Source organism: Armatimonadia bacterium (assembly GCA_039679385.1).
Lineage (GTDB): Bacteria > Armatimonadota > Zipacnadia > Zipacnadales > JABUFB01 > JAJFTQ01.
This window is the reverse complement of record JBDKVB010000183.1, coordinates 13,849-33,573: the sequence shown is the minus strand read 5'-3', so window position 1 is coordinate 33,573 and position 19,725 is coordinate 13,849. Positions and strand designations below refer to the sequence as shown.

General features: G+C 63.6%; 14 protein-coding genes. 11 read left to right on the top strand and 3 right to left on the bottom strand.

Annotation, left to right across the window (positions count from 1 at the left end; all coding sequences use genetic code 11):
- Positions 1-27: 27 nt before the first annotated feature.
- The 3 genes from ABFE16_20850 to ABFE16_20840 all read right to left on the bottom strand — a co-directional run bounded on the left by ABFE16_20850 (position 28) and on the right by ABFE16_20840 (position 3,632).
- On the bottom strand, positions 28-1,521 hold the full coding sequence (locus ABFE16_20850; GenBank protein MEN6347753.1) for an arylsulfatase: 1,494 nt from the start codon (positions 1,519-1,521) through the stop codon (positions 28-30).
- Positions 1,522-1,671: 150 nt separating this feature from the next.
- A complete protein-coding gene (locus ABFE16_20845) occupies positions 1,672-2,913 on the bottom strand; it encodes an anaerobic sulfatase maturase (GenBank protein ID MEN6347752.1) in 1,242 nt (413 codons plus the stop codon).
- A 35-nt stretch (positions 2,914-2,948) separates the two neighbouring features.
- Complete coding sequence (locus ABFE16_20840) at positions 2,949-3,632, bottom strand: hypothetical protein (GenBank protein MEN6347751.1); 684 nt, start codon at positions 3,630-3,632, stop codon at positions 2,949-2,951.
- Between the two features lie 1,016 nt (positions 3,633-4,648).
- On the opposite strand from ABFE16_20840, the gene ABFE16_20835 reads away from it, so the two are divergent.
- The 11 genes from ABFE16_20835 to ABFE16_20785 all read left to right on the top strand — a co-directional run bounded on the left by ABFE16_20835 (position 4,649) and on the right by ABFE16_20785 (position 19,720).
- Entirely contained in the window at positions 4,649-5,968 is a 1,320-nt protein-coding gene (locus ABFE16_20835) for an RAMP superfamily CRISPR-associated protein (protein MEN6347750.1), read from the top strand.
- Positions 5,965-7,890 (top strand): type III-B CRISPR-associated protein Cas10/Cmr2, encoded by a 1,926-nt coding sequence (gene cas10, locus ABFE16_20830; protein ID MEN6347749.1) that lies wholly within the window; start codon positions 5,965-5,967, stop codon positions 7,888-7,890. The genes ABFE16_20835 and cas10 overlap by 4 nt, the downstream gene beginning before the upstream one ends.
- A 1-nt stretch (position 7,891) precedes the next feature.
- Positions 7,892-9,004: a type III-B CRISPR module-associated protein Cmr3 gene (gene cmr3, locus ABFE16_20825; GenBank protein ID MEN6347748.1), complete on the top strand. Its 1,113-nt coding sequence runs from the start codon at positions 7,892-7,894 to the stop codon at positions 9,002-9,004.
- Positions 9,001-10,008 (top strand): type III-B CRISPR module RAMP protein Cmr4, encoded by a 1,008-nt coding sequence (gene cmr4 / locus ABFE16_20820; protein MEN6347747.1) that lies wholly within the window; start codon positions 9,001-9,003, stop codon positions 10,006-10,008. Before cmr3 ends, cmr4 begins: the two co-directional genes overlap by 4 nt.
- Positions 10,001-10,438 carry a type III-B CRISPR module-associated protein Cmr5 gene (locus ABFE16_20815; protein MEN6347746.1) on the top strand — a complete coding sequence of 146 codons (438 nt, stop codon included), beginning with the start codon at positions 10,001-10,003 and terminating at the stop codon, positions 10,436-10,438. The genes cmr4 and ABFE16_20815 overlap by 8 nt, the downstream gene beginning before the upstream one ends.
- A 3-nt stretch (positions 10,439-10,441) precedes the next feature.
- Positions 10,442-11,506 (top strand): type III-B CRISPR module RAMP protein Cmr6, encoded by a 1,065-nt coding sequence (cmr6, locus tag ABFE16_20810; protein ID MEN6347745.1) that lies wholly within the window; start codon positions 10,442-10,444, stop codon positions 11,504-11,506.
- 1 nt (position 11,507) lies between these two features.
- Positions 11,508-13,742, top strand: coding sequence for a hypothetical protein (locus ABFE16_20805; GenBank protein ID MEN6347744.1), 2,235 nt, complete (start codon positions 11,508-11,510; stop codon positions 13,740-13,742).
- Between the two features lie 206 nt (positions 13,743-13,948).
- On the top strand, positions 13,949-15,067 hold the full coding sequence (locus ABFE16_20800) for a hypothetical protein (GenBank protein MEN6347743.1): 1,119 nt from the start codon (positions 13,949-13,951) through the stop codon (positions 15,065-15,067).
- Between the two features lie 19 nt (positions 15,068-15,086).
- A complete protein-coding gene (locus ABFE16_20795; protein ID MEN6347742.1) occupies positions 15,087-16,184 on the top strand; it encodes a hypothetical protein in 1,098 nt (365 codons plus the stop codon).
- Positions 16,184-17,311 carry a nucleoside hydrolase gene (locus tag ABFE16_20790; GenBank protein ID MEN6347741.1) on the top strand — a complete coding sequence of 376 codons (1,128 nt, stop codon included), beginning with the start codon at positions 16,184-16,186 and terminating at the stop codon, positions 17,309-17,311. The genes ABFE16_20795 and ABFE16_20790 overlap by 1 nt, the downstream gene beginning before the upstream one ends.
- Positions 17,312-17,467: 156 nt before the next feature.
- On the top strand, positions 17,468-19,720 hold the full coding sequence (locus ABFE16_20785) for an AAA family ATPase (GenBank protein MEN6347740.1): 2,253 nt from the start codon (positions 17,468-17,470) through the stop codon (positions 19,718-19,720).
- Positions 19,721-19,725 lie beyond the last annotated feature (5 nt).

Sequence of the window (19,725 nt, the reverse complement as noted above, 5' to 3'; positions counted from 1 at the left end):
TTGCAGGCAGGCCACGGGTGGGGTCGCCTAGGCGTTGCCTCGCGCGCCCTGTGTCAGCCTGTGCACGATGTCCTGCACGGCCCAGCTTGCGGACTTCTGCCGTGGGGGGAACTCCTGGAGGCTCTCGATGAACTTGGCCACAATGGCCTGTGCCGGAACGTAGACCCAGAGGTGATCGATCGACCACTTTATGTAGAACATCTCCGCGAAGACGTCCGCGCTCTCGAAGGGGTCACTCCGAAGGTGGAACTGCTTCGGTGCCCGCAGGGGGACGAACGGCTCGGACCAGACGTCAGCGCCCTGGGCGCGTTGCTCCATGAAGTGGATCTTGCGGTCCCCCACCCGCAGCGCCAGCAGGTCGCCGTCGTCACTCCAGTAGATGAACCCCTGCCGCGGGTTCTCCGTCGTCTCTCCGGAGAACAGGGGCACCATGTTGTAGCCGTCAATGTGGACCTTGAACTCCTTGTTGCCGACCTTGAGCCCCTTCTTCAGCTTCTCCACGATATCGGGATCGCCGGCAGCGGCGACGAGCGTCGGAAGCATGTCCTGGTGACAGCAGACCTCGTTGCTGATGCTCCCAGGCTTGATCACTCCCGGCCAGCGCATGACGCAGGGAACGCGCCAGCCGCCCTCCCAGTTGGTCCCCTTCTCGCCGCGGAAGGGAGTGGCGCCACCGTCGGGCCAGCTCATGACCTCCGCACCGTTGTCGGTCGAGTACATCACGATCGTGTTGTCGGCGATGCCGAGCTCGTCGAGCTTGTCCAGCAGCTGGCCTACATGGTTGTCATGCTCGACCATGCCATCCGGGTAGAGCCCCATGCCCGTGACCCCCACCGCACTCTCCTTGAGGTGAGTCCAAACGTGCATCTTGGTCGAGTTCCACCAGCAGAAGAACGGCTCGCCGGCGGCATGCTGCCGCTCGATGAAGTCGAGGGCGGCCGCCGTCACCTCCTCGTCAAACGTCTCCATGCGTTTCTTGGTGAGGGGGCCGGTGTCCTCGATCTTCTGCGTGCCGTCGGGTTGGGACCAGGCATGCAGCACCCCGCGGGGGCCGAACTTCTCCTTGAACCTCGGGTCCTTGGGGTAGTCCGGGAGTTCGGGTTCTTCCTCGGCGTTCAGATGGTACAGGTTGCCGAAGAACTCATCGAAGCCGTGGACCGTGGGCAGGAACTCGTCGCGGTCTCCCAGGTGGTTCTTGCCGAACTGCCCGCAGACGTAGCCGTGTGGCTTCAGCAACTCGGCGATGGTCGGGTCCTCGGGCTGGATGCCGATCTCAGCTCCCGGCAGGCCGACCTTGGTCAGGCCGGTACGGATGGGCTGTTGACCGGTGATGAAGGCCGCCCGTCCCGCGGTGCAGCTCTGCTGCCCGTACCAGTCCGTGAACAGCATCCCCTCCCTGGCGATGCGGTCGATGTTGGGCGTTCGGTACCCCATGAGGCCCAGGTTGTAGGCACTGACGTTGAACCACCCGATGTCATCCCCCCAGATGATCAGGACGTTCGGCTTTCTGGCCTCCGCCATTTCAGCTCCTCCTTCTTGAGTGCGCAGAATCCGTCTACGGCGAATCCGACAAGGCCTCCACCAGGCTCTTGTGCGAGGCGGAGCCCGGTGCGGCAACTGCCTCACGTCAGGGCAAGGCTGCTACCGCTTGCCGCAGCCCCGGGAGCGAGACTACTTTTGGCCCGCAGCCTGCCCCTGTCTGGGCCTGGCTGCCTCGATCTGATCGAGAAGCCCCATCACCTCCGAGGCTGGCCGGCCCCTTCGCAGCAGTTCGGCCATGAGCTGCATCGGCTGGTTGACGTGGTTGAAGAACGCCCGGTAGCCGGCGCACAGGTAGTTCAGTCCCGGTTCCCCCTCCGGTGTTCGCAGGACGCGGTTCTTGGGGCACTCACCGTTGCAGGCGAAGAGCACCTCGCACTGCAGGCAGTACTTCGGAAGCGTATCCCGCTTGTTCTGGCCGAAGCGGAACTGCTTCTCGGAGGCCACAAGCTCCACAAGCGGGGTCTCCAGGATGTTGCCCAGCAGGTAGTCGGGCTCGACGTAGTGGTCGCAGCAGTAGAGATCGCCGTTGCGCTCGAGAGCCATTCCCTGCCCGCAGGTTGGCCGGTACACACAGGTGGAGGGCGATCCAAGCCAGTTGGCCAGCGGGCCGTCGAAGTTGAGCACGAACACCTCACCCACGTCATGCCGCACCCACTCGTCGAAGACCTCGATCAGGAACCGTCCCCATTGCTTCGGCCGCACGGAGCGCTCCGTGACCTTGTCTCCCTGCTGGAACCCGTTCGCGTTGTCGCGCTCGACGATGGGGATGAATTGGAGATAGCGAGCACCTAACTCATCGCGGAAGAACCGGTAGACTCGCAGGGGCTGCGAGCCGTTCTGCCGGTTGACGGTGCACAGGAGGTTGAACTCCACTCCGTACTCCTGCATCAGCCGCGCGGCGCGGAGAACGCGATCGAAGGTGGGCTTGCCGGACTTGTCGCGGCGGTAGGCGTCATGGAGGTCGCGTGGTCCGTCGAGGCTCAGGCCAACGAGGTAGTTGTTCTCGCGCAGGAACTCACACCACTCGGCATCGAGGAGGATGCCGTTGGTCTGCAGAGTGCGCTCGACTGCTGTCCCGGGCCTCAGGTACCGCTTCTCGATCTCGGCGGATCGGCGGAAGAAGTCGAGGCCCATCAGCGTGGGCTCTCCGCCCTGCCAGGCGATCGTCACGAAGGGCACCTGCTGTGCCTCGATGGTCTGCCGCAGGTAGCTCTCCAGCACTTCCTCCGACATCCGCGCGGGGCCGTCTGGGTAGAGAGCGCCCTTCTTGAGGAAGAAGCAGTAGGCGCAGCTGAGGTTGCATGCCGCGCCGGCCGGCTTGGCCATCAGATGAAAGGACGGCGGGCGAGTGTTGGCGAGCATGTTGGTCATGCACTCCAAAAGCTACCGTCGTAACGCAAACCGAGTTACCAGATCCTCTTGAAACCGAACTCTAGGCTCCAGTCCATGCTGCGGTCGCCGCCGATTCCGATCGCCGGCTTCAGGTAGGTGCTGGCACCGCCGCCGATGGCGGAGCCCAGGACCACCTTCAGGTAGCCGGATATGGCGTTGTCGTCCTCGTAGTTGATGATCAGGCCCGGGTCGAGCATCACCCAGGACTTCCCGCCCTTGGCCATCTGGAGACAGTACAGGTCGAGGCAGCCTGAGTTGATGTCCTCGCGGTCATCGTCGCCGCCGATTGAGAGGTTGTGCTGGTAGCCTGGAGCGATCAGCCGCCCCGGCCCGAGGAACATGACGTAGTAGACCACTGGCGCCAATTGGTACTTGCCTGTACCTAGCGAGGCGTCGCTGGCGGTGTCGAAGAAGGTCTCCAGGCCGGCGGCCCAGGCGTACTTGCGGGTGAGCTTGACGGACCTGAGGTACCGGAGGGCGATGTCTCCAAGGCCGAACTCAGTGTCACCGGAGAGATCAGAGGCCACCATTGGCACACGGAGGCGGAGTTCCGCGCCGGAGTTCTGGATTGGCTGACGCAACTCGAAAACGGCCTGGTTGAAGTAGTGGTTGCCGGGGAGTTCCCGGTACTCGTTCCACAGGACCATGGTGTTTTGGAAGTTGACGGGATTGGTCCCCGTCTTGTCTTCCTTGGACACGGGCGACCCCTGCTGTGCTTGGCCGGTCGGTGCTGCGGCGGTGACGAGCGCCTCGAGCGCAACCGGTGGCAGCTCGGGCCACCTTCCGCGGCGCTCATGATCCCGAGCAACACCACCATCGCCGCCAGGGCACTCGCACGGAGCATGTGGCCTCTACCCATGTCTGCCCCTCCCTCACGGGACCCAGTCTCTGCTGCGCGGCAAGCCCAAGCAGCAGGGCACGCGACTGCCGCTTCGCCTGCGAACTCGCCTGCGCGGGTTCAGCTGTCGCTCTGCTGTGCCCTTGGTGTCCCGGCGCAGAGGGTCCGCCTGGATCGTTTCACCATCGTCCAGATCACGACACCCACGACGATACAATAGCCCCTGGTGGTGCCTGGCGCTATTGGACCTTGGCCCCATAGAGAAGGCATGCATGGCGGGGTCTGGCGTGTGTGACCCTGTGGCAGTCCTAGATGGGAGGATTGCACAGCCGAGCCCTCAGGCCCATGGGAAGCCGGCTGAGGTTACAGCAAGATGAGGGGAGAGCCGGTAAGTCCGGACAAGTTCATTCGCAACCGCCTCTTGGGACTGTCGCTGCCCAGCCCGCGGAGGTTAGCAAGTCGGCTCGCAAAGTGGCCCTTCCGGTGGCCTCCAGGGGCCGTTTGGGGGCCTGTTTGAAGGCAGGGCTGCAGCCCACCTCAGGCGCTCAGCCCAGGGGCGTGACATCTCCCCAGGTTACCTCGAAGACACCCCCTGTACGTATAGAGCAAGGTCCGTAGATATCCACGTCCACCAAGCCATCTGAAAGTACCTATTGAGAGTTTTGGACGATCCTCGTTGACCTCGAGGAGCTGCTGGACACGATGCGCAAAAAAAAAACTGCATCTAGTCCAGTAGCAAGAAGGTATGGTTGCTTAGTTGCTGAATTAGCCTTCTCAGCGTGATGCATATGGGATCAGAGGTTCAATATCCTAGACCTGCGGCGGTGGGCCGGACATACCGCCCAGAAACGCCGACGGTCACGGAAGGTGTTGCCCTTGAACGCCATCGATGTGACTTTTGAGTTGGTAACACCGGCGTACGCTGGTGGAGCGGACCGTGCGCAGCCGGAGGGTCTGCGACCACCAACCCTAAAGGCCTTGCTGCGGTTCTGGTGGCGGGCGATGCATCCTGAGCTGGTCGAGGAAGATCTGTTCGACGCAGAGGCGGCGATCTTCGGCTCGACCTCCTACAAGCGCGGCAAGGACACCAAAGGTGGCCAGGGCCTGCGGGTGGTGCCGGCAGGCGGGGAGTGGCAAAGAGAGACACTGGCCCCCTACGGGCCCAACAAGCAAAGCCCCCTCTTTTACATGGTGTATGGGGCTGACGGCCGGCGCAAGGAGGGGGACTGCTGGGTAGGTGACCCCCGCATCAAGGCAGGGGGCACGTTCCGCTTCCGTCTCGTGGCTTCTCGCCTCACTTCACAGCAGTGGGCAGAGGTGCTGGGTGCCCTGTGGCTCCTCTCAGCCTTCGGCGGCTTCGGCCGAAGGAACCGCAGGGGCTTTGGAAGCCTGCAGCTTCAGGGCGTCCCTCATGCCGTGCCTGCGTCACCTGAGCCTCAGGGCCAGGTGACACTGCCTGACCTAGCCGCCTGTGAGGACGCGGAGGCACTCGCAGTCGCCCTTGAGCAGGGGCTGCGGACGCTTGGGGTGCCGAGACCTGCGACACCGCCCCTCCACACGGCCTTCAGTAGTGAGACCAAGATCGCCGCGGGCTCCGCCAGTGACAGCGGCTGGGAGCAGACCCTCAGGCAGGCTGGCCATCTCTTCTACGACTACCGACGTCTGCTGGGGACCGTCTTCAGGCACACGGAGAACGACAAGCCAATGGGAGATGATCTGCAGCTTACTCAAGGCTACCTGGGGAGCGGCGTCGGTACGCCGGCGCCCCCTGCCACGAAGGGCGTGGTCTTCGGGGCTCCGCACAACTACCAGTTCAGCAGCACGGGCGAGAAGGCCTTCTATGAGGTCTTCGGTCCAGGCGATCCAGTCGGCCCCAAGGACCACGGACAACAACGTCGAGCTTCCCCGCTTATCTTCAAGGTTCTGAAGCTGAACAACGGCAAGCATGTACCACTGGTGGTCTGGCTCCCGTCGCTCTTCTTGCCGGACGACTACGACCTCAAGTTCACCCGCGGGCCGAAAACAGCGCTCGTCCATAGCGACGTGGCCAAACCCGATGCCGCAGCCATGCAGGCAGCGGCAGCTCCGCTGTTCGCACCGGCTGCCGTAAGCGTTAGCGGCAAAGACAACGCCGGGGTCGTCGTCACAACAACCTTCAAAGGCTACGTCGCGAGTGGCTGGACGGTGATCTTATGAGCGGAGCTCTCTTCTCCTTCAGTCTGACCCCGGTGCAGAGCTTCATCGAAGCCGCACGGAGCGTGCGCGACCTCAAGTCGGGCTCTGCGTTGCTGAGCCACCTCACCCGCGCTGCCCTTGAGACGGTGGAGGGCGAGGGCGGCACGACGATCTTCCCTGCAAAGCCCGCCGCAGGCTGGTCGGACCACATCCCCAACCTGTTCCTGGCGAGGTTCGACAGCCTTGACGCCGCTGAGACGGCTGCCGAGGCGTGCCGCAACGCTGTCCAAGAGCGCTGGGAGAAAGTTGCCGACACCGTACACAAGGAGCTAGGGAAGAAGCTGAGCAGCAGCCCCGGCTGGGACAGGGGCTGGGACTGCCAGGTAGAGCACTTCTGGGACATCCAGACGGTGGCCTTGGAGCTCTCACAGATCCCCGCTGTCTACCAGGCGATGCTCGGTAAGGCAATGGCCGACCCCGGCGACCTGGGACAGCAATTCCGGACCATGCAGGAGGTCCTGGCTTCGCGCAAGCTGCAGCGACACTTCCCCGGCGACAACGGAATCGGCCGCCACAAGTGCGCGATCATGGGCGAGTGGGAGCAGATGGGCCCTGTCGGCCTCAACGAAGCCAACGAGTTCTGGGAGGGGGCGGCCCGCAAGGTCTCTCCGGAGGGCATCAGACTCACAACCCGCGATCGGCTCTGCGCGCCTGCCCTGACGAAGCGGTTCTGCACGCTCGACGCCGACCTGCGAAAGCGTGTCGGCAAGGAGTTCCCCGACACAGCCTCCATCGCTACGGCGTCTTGGTGGAAGGCCGCCGTCGAGAAGTGCGGGGCAGAGGCCCAAGCCTTCGAGGACGCCGTCTCGGCCCTCCAACAGGCCCTCGGGAACGCAGCCGACACCGAACGGCGGTACCTGCTCGAGATGAACCTCACCGCGAAGAGGCTGGCAGACGAGGGCGGCCTCGCCGAGACCCAGATCAAGGAACCCTTCAAGGCCATGGTGGCCGCGCGCAACGCTCTGCTCGCAAAGGCGAAAGGACAGACGCTCGGCGCGCCACCGCGCTACTACGCGATCCTCGTGCAGGATGGCGACGAGATGGGCAAGTGGCTGGGCGGAGAGAAGACGGGGAGCATCGGTGAGGACTTCCTGAGGGACATGAGCACGGCGCTCCAGGGCTACGCCGGCAGCGTAAAGACGATCGTTGGCAATCACGACGGGTTTGCCGTCTACACGGGCGGCGATGACGCGCTTTACATGGTGCCTCTCGAGAAGGCCCTCCCTTGCGCACAAGGACTGCGCAAGGACTTTCCGGAGTTCGGCACGGACATGGAAGGCAGAAAGCCGACTCTCAGCGCCGGGATGGCCATCGTCCACTACAAGTACGATCTGCGCAGCGCCCTGCGCGCGGCCCGGCAGGCTGAGCACAACGCGAAGGAACTGGGCCGGGACTCCTTCGGGATCGAGCTGGTCAAACGCTCCGGTGGTGCGGTGAGCCTCGTGCTGCCCTGGTGCATGACGCACGAGATGCTGAAGCTCCAGCGTCTCTTCCACGCAGGCGTCTCTGACCGCTGGTTACAGAAGACCGCCGCCTTCCAGACGGATACCCGGAACTGGTACGCACAAAGCGCAGCGATCGGCTGTCTGATCGGCCAGACGACCCGTGGTCTGCACCTCACGGAGGACGAACAGACGACGGTAGCTGAGATTCTGGACAACTGCCCTCCCAAGGAGGCGGCCTCCAAGACTCGCGAGTACCTGGCCGACCTGTGGCTGCGGACCTGGGAGATGATGAAGGCACGCTACGACCGGTTGCGTACCCCGTCCGTGAAGGAAGACGAGTTCCCCTTCGAAGACCACGTGGACTTTCCCCCGAGGGTCTTGGAGGCCTTCGTGGCCTTCGGGCTGATCGCGAGTTTCCTTGACAGGGGGAGAGACTAGCATGGCACCGATGACCCTGAGACTGCATCCTGTGGATGTGCTGATGTTCCGCGAGACACGCTGGTTTGGCACCGGAGCTGGTGCCTCGGAGTCCGTGTTTCCGCCACCCCGGACCATCGCCGGTGCGCTGCGGACCTATCTGCTCGACGCCTGTGGGGCCAACTACGGAGGCATCCGCACCGCGATGCGGGAGGCCCGGCGCAAGACCGGCCTCGCGGGATACTGGCCGGTCCTGAAGACGAAGCTCAAAGAGGTGGCCGGTGCCGCCTGGCCTGTCGACGCCGAGATCATTGGACCCTTCCTCGGGAGGGATGACGAGCGTTACTTTCCAGTCCCCAGGACTATCGTGAGAGACCTTTCGGGTCCCGTGCCCACGCCGGCGTCCCTGAGGCCGGTCACCGTGGGCAGCAGCCCGGCCAGGACCCTCCTGGCCACCGGGTCCGACCTCCACTGGGAGCCTCTGCCCGATGGGTTCATCCATGGGAGTGACCTGCAGGCATACCTGGAGCAGGGCACCTTGCCCGAGCACCAAATCCTTGCCGAGAGCGCGGGCGAAGAAGTGATCCTGAAAGAGACCAGGGTCGGCGTTGCGATCGACGGCGATACCGGCACGGCAGCCGAGGGCCTCCTGTACACGTCGACCTTCAGCCGCCTCCAGAAGGGATGGTACCTGGAGGTGGACCTGAAGCTGGACAGTCCGGGGTACGAGCATATGCCCGAGCATGTCATGGAGCGTCCGTGGCTGCGACTGGGCGGCGACGGCAAGGTTGCCCGGGTCGAGATCGTTGACAAGCCTTGGCAGCCCTGGAGCGCTCCTGCTTCAGCAGTCAACACGCTAATCTATCTGGCAACACCGGCCCTGTTTGGGGGCGGGTCTCCGACTCCGAGTTCAGTTGGGACCATCCGCGCCGCCGCTACTGGAAGGCCGCTGGCGTTCTCTGGCTGGGATCTGGCGGCGAACCTGCCGATGAAGTCGCGCTATGCCGTGCAGGCGGGAGCGGTCTACTTCCTGGACCAAGCGCCTGCGGTGCAACACGGAACGTGCATTTCCGATGACCCCGAAGACCGGGCAGCCGGCTGGGGGTACTGTCTGAGAGGAGTGTGGCAAGCTTGAGCGGCACCATCGCCTTCATGAGGGCGCTGACCTCAACGCACCTGGGCGCCGGGACTGGGATCGGTGCGATCGACCTTCCTATCCAGCGTGAGAAACACACGCAGTGGCCCATGAACCAGGGCGGCGGCATGAAGGGTGTCTTCCGAGATCAGGCACGCCGAGCACTGGCCGAAGAGCTCGGGACGTCGGTCCAGCAGGCTGACTCCAATAGCCTCCTAACCTGCGTGTTCGGGCCTCCAGTCGAGAGCGCCGGGGAGCATGCCGGCGCTCTGGCCGTGAGTGACGCCCGTATCCTGCTGTTTCCTGTTCGCTCCATCAAGGGCGTCTTTGCGCTGGTCACCTGCCCGGCAGTCCTGGAGCGTTTCGGCGAGGACTGCGTCTTGGCCGGTATCAATCGCCCTTCGCTGCCCCAGCATCAGCCGACCATGCCCGAAAACGGCAGACCGTCTGCATACGCACCGAGCCAGGCAGAGTTGTTCTTCCCGGCACCACAAGACGATCAGGACGGTGGGTACTTGGCGGTGCTGGAGGACCTCTCCTTCAAGTGGGAAGCCAACACCGAGAGTCCCAACAATCAGGTCGTCGTGGATCTTGCGAACGCCCTGGCTGCCTATGCGCCCGCTGCCAAGGACCGGCTGGTGATCGTCCCCGATGACGTCTTCTCCTACTTCGTCCAGTTCCGCACCGAAGTCGTGACGCGTAACGCCCTGGACTATGAGAAGAAGACCGTCAGGAAGGGAGCACTCTTCAATGAGGAGTTCCTTCCCCCGGAGACGGTCCTGTACTCCGTGTTGCTGGTCGATCGGGACCATCAGACCGATGGAGGGAAGACAGCAGACGACAAGCCCGCGGAGAGCAAAGGCGCAAACGCCCTGCTGACCAAGACGAAGGACTGGATCCACGGGAGGTACCTGCAGTTCGGTGGCGACGCGAGCACCGGCAAGGGGCTCTGCCATGTCAGCTTCTTTGGCGGGACATGGACAGGGAGTGGTGGCGGTGATTAGGACCGCGGAGCAACAGCGAGCACAGCGGGCCTGGAAAGCCCTGACGGATCGATTCGGTGCGGCACCAGACCGATGGAACAGCAATGGGGGAGCCAAAGCCTACCTGACCGCGCTTCGGCAGACCTCGACACGCGTCCATGTCAGCGGTATCGGGCAGGCCCTCGCCTTCCTGAGGTCACGTGACAACGACGGAAAGATGGCGGCGACAGACCTGGCGGGCGCTGTGCTCGCAGACTTGGGGCTGCCCCCGGGAGACGATCCTGCTCTGGAGCTGATCAACAGGATCAAGGACGGGGACCTGATCCTACTGATGCGGGCGACTGAGGAGGCCATGGCCTACGTATCCTGGCTGAGCCGGTACCTCCAGGGCGCGGGGATTGAGCCGGATGACGTCATCGAGGAAGACAACGCTGGCGAGGGGGGCAACTGAGCGATGGCCTACCCGGTTCTGAACCCGACCACGGAAGCACTGAAAGGGTGGCCGACGCAGCGCCGTCACCCCGGTTTGCTTACCGATACCTACGTCCCCTACGCCAACGACCAGTTCGGAAGCCTCACGGGCGAAGATGCAAAGAAGCACCTGACCGACATCTCAAGAGCGTGCAACAGCTTCCAGAATACGCAGTGCGGGGGAGCGCTTCTCGCCGGATGGAGCAACCTGACGGCTGCCGCTGGCGCGAAGCCAGAGGGCCAGTGGACGATGAGCACGGTCTGGCGTCTGGCAGCGCACCTGTCTCGTCCGACGGGGCTGGAGAACGCTGCCCTCTGTCTGCACCCCATCTATGGCTTCCCCTATCTCCCCGGCACAGGCCTCAAGGGGCTGGCAACTGCCTACGCTGACAGCATGGGAGTGGGTGAGAGCGACCCCTCTCGTCGACGCATCATGGGAACAACGAGTGCCGGAGGGTCGGTGGTCTTCCTTGAGGCATGGCCGGCACAGTGGCCCAAGGTCGAGGTGGACATAGTCAACAGTCACCACCGAGAGTACTACAACCCATCGTCTCCGCAGACCCCAGGCGATTGGGAGAACCCGAACATGGTCTACTTCCTGACTGTGGCGCCAGAGGAGCGGTTCCGGTTCGCCCTTGCCAAAGCGCATCCCGCCAGTCTCGACGACGACGTTCAAACGGCGCGCAAGTGGCTCGTGGGAGGGCTCACCGAGCTGGGGTTCGGCGCCAAAACGGCTGCCGGCTATGGGTACTTCACCTGCGACGGCGAGACGGCCAAGGGGCCCCCCACGGCTGCCGACCCGCCGTTGACCCCTCTCGAGGCCTTGGAGCGTTGGGCCGACCAGTTCCTGGAAGGCTCACCACAGATCAACCAAAAGGGAACGGTACTCTGTAAGCTGAACGCCTATGAAGGAGAGACCAAGAGGGCGGCCGCCGCGCTCCTCCTGCGGAAGCTCAAAGACCTATCGTGGCTAGACAAGCGAAGCAAGAGCAATCCAGACAAACCCTCGCTGGGTGGGGAGCTGAGGGCAGCCGCGGAAGGTGAATGACATGCGTCACCGCGTCATCATGACCGTGGGTACGTCCCTGGTTGAGAACACGGGAGGCAGGAGGGGCAGCGGCCGTGTCTCCTCCCTCAACACGGCGTGCGGGAACCTCAAAGAGCGGCCCCACGAGGCCAAGCGGGTCTGCGAGGTTCTGAAGGAGCTGACCAAGCTAGATGAAGAGAAGCAGGTCAAGGAATGGCGGACATGTGGAGACGACAGCTACCAGGACCGCCTGCCACAGGAGCTGAGCTACCTCTATCTGCTGCTGCGGGACAAGCTGCCTCCCGATGAATCCCTGGAAGTCCACCTCCTGGCGTCCAGTTCGAAGCTGGGACGCGACTGTGCCAGGATCATCCGCCGGTTCGTCAAGGCCCGCAAGGAGGACACAGCCAAAGCGGCCTATGATCTGTGGCGACGGGTCGAGGGTATCAAGGTCATACCGGTGGAGGGACTGCAGGTCGAGGACCCGGAGCTCTTCCGTACGACCGGGGCACCCAACCTCATCGAACACATACACCAACTTGCAGAAGAGGGCACGGACGACGGCTCTCGTGTCATCATCAACGCAACGGGTGGGTTCAAAGAGCTGATTCCGTATGCCACGATCGCCGCTGCGCTCATGGACAGGCCCTACGAAATGCACTACCTGTTCTCGGGCTCAACAGAGATCACGACGCTTCCTCCCTTCCCGATTGGACTGGACTTCCAGCTCTGGCATCGCGAGGACGCACTGCGTCGTTCAGCGGTCCTCTGGGAAGGCTACCGCGATAAGCTTGACCCGCGGATGCAGTCTGTGGCGGGCAGCGAGAGCGACCCAGCACCGGCACAAGCGATCTTTGAGAAGCTGTACGATCGGCAGACGCAGATAGATCCCTTCCAGGAGTACAGCCTACATGTGGTGTATGACCTTCTGAAGGGGGCTCCCGGCGACTACGTCGCGAGGCTCGAGCGCCTAGTCTGCGATCAAGGGCCGCTGATCTGGCTCGGCGACAAGCTCCCCATGGCTGCCGGGCATGCCTCTGAACACCACCGCGATCTGCTGGAAGTCGCCCAGTTGGTGCTACTGCCGCTCCTCGACCGCGTCATCGAGAATGGCCCGGACTCCGAGGACTGCCGCTTCCTCAACGCACACGAACGCTTCGTACTGCTCGCGGCCTTGCTACTGCATGACTGCGGCCACACTATAGATGCTCTACCCCGCCCGGATGGGCAGTTGGTGCGGCTGTTCCCGTCCGAGGTGCGGTCGCTGCACCATTTCCTATCCTTCTACCGACTGACAAAGTGTGGCGAAGACTTGGGGTGGAACGCAAGGGCCTGCCTGGCAAAAGAGGTCGCCTACTTGTGCGCCTACCACCGGCGGCGAACCGGCTGGACACGGGCAGGCGAAGGCAACAAGTGCTGCTACCGCGATATGGAGTTGGCTACACCCCTGGACGCGCAGAAGAAGTACGGACTTTCCGAGAAGGTCGACTTCCCCAAGCTTGTTGCCCTGCTGCGCCTGATCGATGGCTGTGACAACCAGACGCGTCGGGTCGGCGGCGCACTGATGGTCGAGGCTCAGCAGAAGCTGTTCGAGCAGGACCGGAAGACGCACCTTGCGGAGTTCATACGCCTTGCCGAGGCCTGCGTTAGCCATCTCGACAGCAAGGCCGGCTCCGCCCCAACTGGTGCCGAGGACGCGAGGGGAGCGTGGTCGTGGGTCAACAGCAGCTGTAGCGGCGCGATGCCGAAGCTGTCACCTCGCGACAGGCTTGCTCTGGCCATGGGCGGATGCGCCGACCCAGTCTGGAACTCGCTGTACACGGCGCTCGCCCGGGCTCGAGACGAAGTCCAACTGCGCGACAACCAGTACCTACACTCACTGAAGCATCAGGCGGTCCGCCGGATCGCCATCTTCCCGGCAGGCGATTGGGGCAAAGGCGGCTGCGAGTTGCGGTTCGAGCTCGTCCCCGAGCCCAGTCTTCAGGAGCAACTGGACGCTGAAGCCCTGAAGGAACGCGACGACTGCAAGGGGGAGCTCAATGGCCGGACCCTGAGGAAGTACTTGCTCGACGAGGTGAGCAGCGAAGCCGGCGACGAAAAGGACCACCCGCAGGTGGATTATCTCTCGGCCAAGCTTGGCGCTCCCCTCACGCTGTCCTTCTGCTGGTCGGACTGCTCTGACGCTCCGCTAGAGCTGAAGGGGACCCCAGCTGCCCAAAAGCTGCCGACAGGTGATCTTGGGGGTGCTGACTCCTAGCCTGAGGCCCGAGGGCAGAAGCGATGCACCCCCTGCCGCGTTCCTCGGAGCCTATCGATCGCGACGGCTCGGAGCTGCTCCATGTGAAGTGTAGGGCGGCGACCAGAACGTCCTATGGGACGCCTCGCTATATGGCCGCTCGAGTCGGATCTGCAGATGTGCAGCGTGGCCTGTCGCCTTGAGCATCGCCTTTGGAGGTGGTACGCATGGGCTCCTACCTTGTGGTGACGGTGGGCACTAGTCTTCTGCAAGGGATGCGTCGTGGGAAAGGCACGAACGATGGATTGCCGTCCCGCCAGGACGCTCTTGCGGTGCTGAACGGCGAAGGGCGCACCAGCCGTGCTTGCGGTGCCGAAGTCAACTCCCTGGCGCTTCTGCTGGAGGGCCAAGAGCTGTCTGTGGGTGTCTTGAAGCCCCCCTTCCGAGTGCACTTGCTGGTCTCCGACACGCCCGAAGGCGAGTGGTCCGGTGAAGTGCTCACCTCGCACATCGGCGGGTGGGAGGACGTGACCGAAGCCACCTATGAGATGATTGATGGTTTGGACGGCAGAGACCCGAAGCGTTTCGCACATAGGGGCCTCAGAGCGCTGGTCAAGGCCGCCGCACGCTGTCTCATGGAGGCCCGCCGACGCGACCCTCAGGTACAGTGCGTGATCAACGCAACCGGCGGTTACAAGGCGCAGATCAGCCTGACAGGGCTCCTTGGCCAAGCGCTCAAGGTGCCCGTGGTGTACTTGTTCGAGCAGTTCGCCCAGTGCATTGAGCTGCCGCCCATGCCAGTGGACTTTGATCGGTCGCTGTGGATAGAGAACTACTCTCTCTTCCGGGCCCTGGCCGAGGAGACGATAGTGCCGCAGTCGCAGCTCGATCGCCTCGACCCCGACGTTCGTCTGCGGCCGCTGCTGGACACTGAGCAGGTCGACGGTCAGACCCTGTATGCGCTGAGCCCTGTGCTGGAGCTTATGCACCAGACCTTCGAGTGCTCTCCCCCCGCTCGCGCCGAACAGCCTCCCGATTCAGACGTACCGATCGCTCAGAGGTTGCACCTGAACATGGCAGAGATGCCGCATGCCCCCAAAGACAGCCTTCAGCGCGCCCAGCAGCTTGCCAGGTTGTCACCAGTAACCCGCGTGGAGAACCTACGCTTCGTGAACACGGGTCGCAGCTTCGTCAAGGCTTCGGGGACGGTACCCCTCGACGAGTTCCGTGTGGTGTGCGGCGACGGTGCGATGGGGCTGGAGTTGCGAGTCCTGACAACCTGTCAGACTGTCAACCACCGTGACTGGTTGCTGGAGGAGCTGCGTCGTCTGGTCGCGGGCTGGTGAATTGGGAGGAACTGCAGCGATGGCGCAGTTCAGGGTCACGGAGAAGGCCCGGCAGCACATCGTCGAGCGGATCTGCGAGCGGCTTCTCTGCAAAGGGCTGCCGAGTGACCAGACGACCGCGTGCTGCGGCAGTTCAGAGACGCAAGGCGAGGCGGAAGGTCTTCTGGATGAGGCGCTGGCAGCGCTGGAGGATCAGACCCCCGTGGGCTGGCGCTTCACACAGCATCCGTCGGCGTGCTTCTTTGTGTCTCTTGTTCACCAGTGCCAGCTGGCCGGCACTGGGCAGGTATGCTCCGACCACGTCAAGCTGCTTGGGGTGACGGTGCGTGAGAGCCACGATGGGCGGGTTCTCCGCGAACAGGTGGACCAGTACGCCTTGCAGGCGCTAGCAGCGGGTGAATGCCAGACCGGGGCCGTCCCTGAGTGGTGCGAAGGGAACGCGGCGGCACTCAGGGAGATGTCCAAGCTCTACCTGCGAGACCTGGAGCGAGCCGACAGCGAGATCGTCCACGAGCTGCGCACCGCCTACGCACCTGCCGAGGATATTGCCCAGCGTCGCCATTCGAACGACGTGGTGCTATCAGCCCACCCACATACCATGATCCTGCGCAGCATGCGCGTGACGAGTACCCGCGCCGCCATGCCCAACGCCCTCCTATGGAGAGGTGATGGGGAAGGCGGGTGTGGTCTGCGGCTATGGGTCCGCCAGGGAACGCGATGGAGCAAGGCGACTCAGAACGGGCGTCAGGCCCCGATGTACTCGCTCTTCTGCCCGATGACTTCGCACGGCCCAAGCTTCGGGGACGCACGTATCTGGTCGTTCAACAGCCAAGGGGTCTTGCGCTGCCTGGAGCCAGCCCAGTTGCAGGGCGCTGCGGGAGCTGTGTGGAGCAAGCCGGACGACTACCACACGGAGTCATACTGGGCGCTGCCTACGCGTCTGGACGTGCTGCATATGGACCTGGACTACCTCATACGCGAGCAAGCACATCGCGTCACGGCCCGAGACGTGGCCCTGTGGCACGTTGTTGAGCAGGTCTACCAGCTCGCGTTTGCTTCGCTCGGGTTAGCCGCCGCTCCAGCGTGGAGTCGGAAGACGAAGGAGGCAGAGCGGTGATGGACGGTCTGCGATGGCACGAGATCGATGCTCTGTGCTCTGAGATCGATGGTGCGGTGGCCGGCCTGACGCACCACTCGGCCAGGCTACTTCTGGATATGGACCCAGGGGTGGACGATGCACTGGCGTTGCTGTTGGCGATCGGCTGTGGCCAAGTCGAGATCGTGGGGCTGGGGACGTCGTGCGGCAATGTGGGGCCTCGGCAGAGCGCCCTGAATGCGCTGAAGGTCTTCGATGCGGCCGGGCTGCAGGTGGGCTTCCCGGTGTGTGCGGGTCTGGATATGCCGCTGAGCGGCTGGCCGCCGGGTGACAAGCCCGACGCGGAGTTCATCCATGGCCCCGGGGGGCTGGGGCAGAACTGCCAGCCCGATCCCGACCCGGCGCGGCTGTCAGCAACGAACGCCGTGGGTCTGATCCTGGAGACCTACCGCGAGCCCAGCGACGTGGTGCTGCTGGTGACCGGGCCTCTGACCAATGTGGCCGAGGCCCTGCGGCGAGAGCCGGGCATTGCCGCCAACATCCCCCGCATCGTCTTCATGGGCGGTGCCTTCAAGGTGCCGGGCAACATCGCCCCCTACGGTGAGTTCAACGTGTGGATGGACCCGGTGGCGGCGGCCGAGGTGTTCGCGAGCCCCATCCCGATGACGGTGGTCGGCTTGGACGTGGCGCTGCAGTGTCCGTTGACGCTGGCGGACATCGAGGTCGGCCTGCGCCCGGAGGAGTGGAAGCGGGGCAAGTTCGTCCGGGACATCACCAGTCACTACATGGGGTTCTACCGGGACAACGAAGGGTTCAACGGCTGCTACATGCACGATCCGCTGGCGATGGCGGTGGCGATCTGGCCCGAGTTGGTCTGGACGAGGCCGTACAACGTGCAAGTCATCACAGCGCGGGACCGAGCCCTGGGTTCTGCCGAGGCCGGAATGGCTGACGCCTTCTTGGGCGCCCACGACTCACCGGTTCGGGGGATGACGGTCATTGACCACCGCGCTCGCGGCAACCGGGAGCGTGAGCCACGGAAGGACATCGCGCTCGCAGTGGACAGCCCTGAGTTCCGTCTGCGTCTGATGCGTTCACTGAGGGCAGTCTGTATGGATTCGGAACGGCTGCCACCGGTGACGAGTTGACCGTGTCTTGCCGTCGGCAGATGCCGGTAGGGCTCCCAGAGGCCATCGTTGTTCGGTGACAGTTTGCGGTCGTTGAGATGATGAGGTTGGGCCCTGCGGCCAAGCGTAGCACTCGTTGTCAGGACGGTACTCTTTGTGCGGGTGTGAGCGATTGCGATGGGAAAGCCTCTCGATGCCGCCTCGATGCGGCTCACGATGGATGGGTACCTGGCGGCTCTGGGATGGGAGTATGAATGGTCGACCTCGCTCGACGCCTTCGTGGTGGAGGCTGGAAGCGCTGGGGACGGCCAGGAAGGCCTTAGCATTCTAGTTCGGTGGAGTCCCTACTTCCTGTTTGTGCAGGCTGTGGGCCTGGCCAGAGTGCCCAAGAGGGCAAAGCGGGTCGTTTTCGAGCGCCTGATGTCGCTCCATTGGGACACTATCGTCCCGAAGTATGAGTGGGATGCCAGGGACGGCGAACTGCGGGCGGCATGGTACCTCCCCATCGAGTATGGTCCTCCCACGGAGGAGCAGTTCCTCCAAGTGCTCCAGGTGTTCGCGCAGGCGGTATCGGCAGCCCGCCCGGAGATCGCGAAGGTCCTAGAGAGGGCTCGCCATGCCCTGTCAGGTGATGCTGCCGATCGGATACCCGAAGCTGCTGATCTTCCCAACCTCGGACGTGACCTCGTCGAGCTGGCTACCGAGCGCGAGATACTGCCGATGTACGTGCGGGACGACTTGGTGGAGTCCCTGATCTCGGCCTTGAGTGGGCCGCGGCAGCAGATACTCTTGGTCGGTGACTCGGGGACCGGCAAGAGCGCTGTAGTCCACGCCTTGGCCACATGGATCGCTGCAGGCGATGCACGTGTGGATCGCGGTGATCTTCGCGATCGCCACATCTACGAATGTGTGCCTGCAGCCTTTCAAGCCTCGGTCCTATACGCCCACGAGCTTGAGAACAAGACACAGCTCGTGGCTGAGAACTGCATCGAGCAGAACGCCATCTTGTTTCTGGATCAGACCCACCTGGCCGTGACCACTGGACGCTTCGACGAGAAGCTCGACCGCACCATCGCCAACCTTCTTCTGCCCTTCATCTCGCGCAACGAGATCACCATCATCGGCGCAACGGACTCCGACGGCTACAAGCTCATGCTGAAGCTCAACCCGCGGTTCGCGGAGAGCTTCCACCTACTGCACGTACCCGAACCATGTCGTGAAGACACTCTTCTGATGGTCCGAGACCGGGTGGCCAGGTTCACTGACAGCAACACGGCGGGTGGCGCCGTCGAGTTTGGAGAGGGCGTCTGCGAGCGTCTCGTGGACATGTCAGGCCGCTTCTTCCGCACCAGAAAGTACCCCGGCAAGGCGCTAGAGCTTCTCAGTGAGGTCATCGCCTACCGGTCAGAGTCGCCAGAGGCCGGCCCCATCACTGTTCGGGACGTCGAGAACGCAGTGTGCAATTTGTCAGGCCTACGTCAGGACATAGTCCGTACGGACGCTGCTGTGACCAGAGCGCAGGTTGAGGAAGCCCTCCGTGCACACGTGATCGGGCAGGAGGGCGCCGTAAGCGCCGCCTGCGATGTGGTGCTGGCCTACAAGGCAGAGGTCGCCCCAGAGAGCAGGCCGGTAGGCACACTGCTTTTCGCGGGCCCCACTGGAGTCGGGAAGACTCAGTTGGCGCGTGCGCTGGCTAAGCACCTGTTTGGCACGGAGGAAGCACTTGTGCGCTACGACATGTCGGAGTTCGCCGGGGCTGACGGCTTTGCGAAGCTCTGCGGCCGTCGAGGCGGGCAGGAAGAAGCGGGTAGGCTGGTGGAGGACGTCTGCGCAACCCCCTTCTCAGTGGTTCTCTTTGACGAGATCGAGAAGGCGCATGATAGCGTGTTCAACCTGCTTCTGCAGGTCCTCGGAGAGGGACGCCTTACCGACGAGACCGGTCGTACAGGCAGTTTCCTGAACTCCATCATCATCATGACGTCGAACGTCGGCGCTTACCTCTTCGGCAGGGCCCCGGTTGGCTTCTCCCAGGCAAGCACTCGGCAGATCACTGACGAGGACCTCAACAAGGAACTGGCCACAGCCTTCCGACCGGAGTTCCTGAACCGCCTCAGCCGAGTAGTGAGCTTCTCACCACTAGATCGCGACACCGTGCGCCAGATCGCCCGGCGTGAGATCACGGCCTTGATGCATCGGACAGGCGTCCAGCGTCGGGGGCTGACCTTGGTACCCAGTGAGGGGTTGCTCGAGCACCTGGTGGCGACGGGCTACGACGAACGCTACGGCGCTCGGGCCATGCAACGCGCCGTGGAGCATGTCGTGACGGCCTCGCTTGCCGAACTCCTGGCCGCTCAGCCGGAACTGGGGGGGCAAGCTCTGCATCTCGACTGGGTAGACGGCAAGGTGGTCATCAACCGCAAAGAGGAGTGAACGCA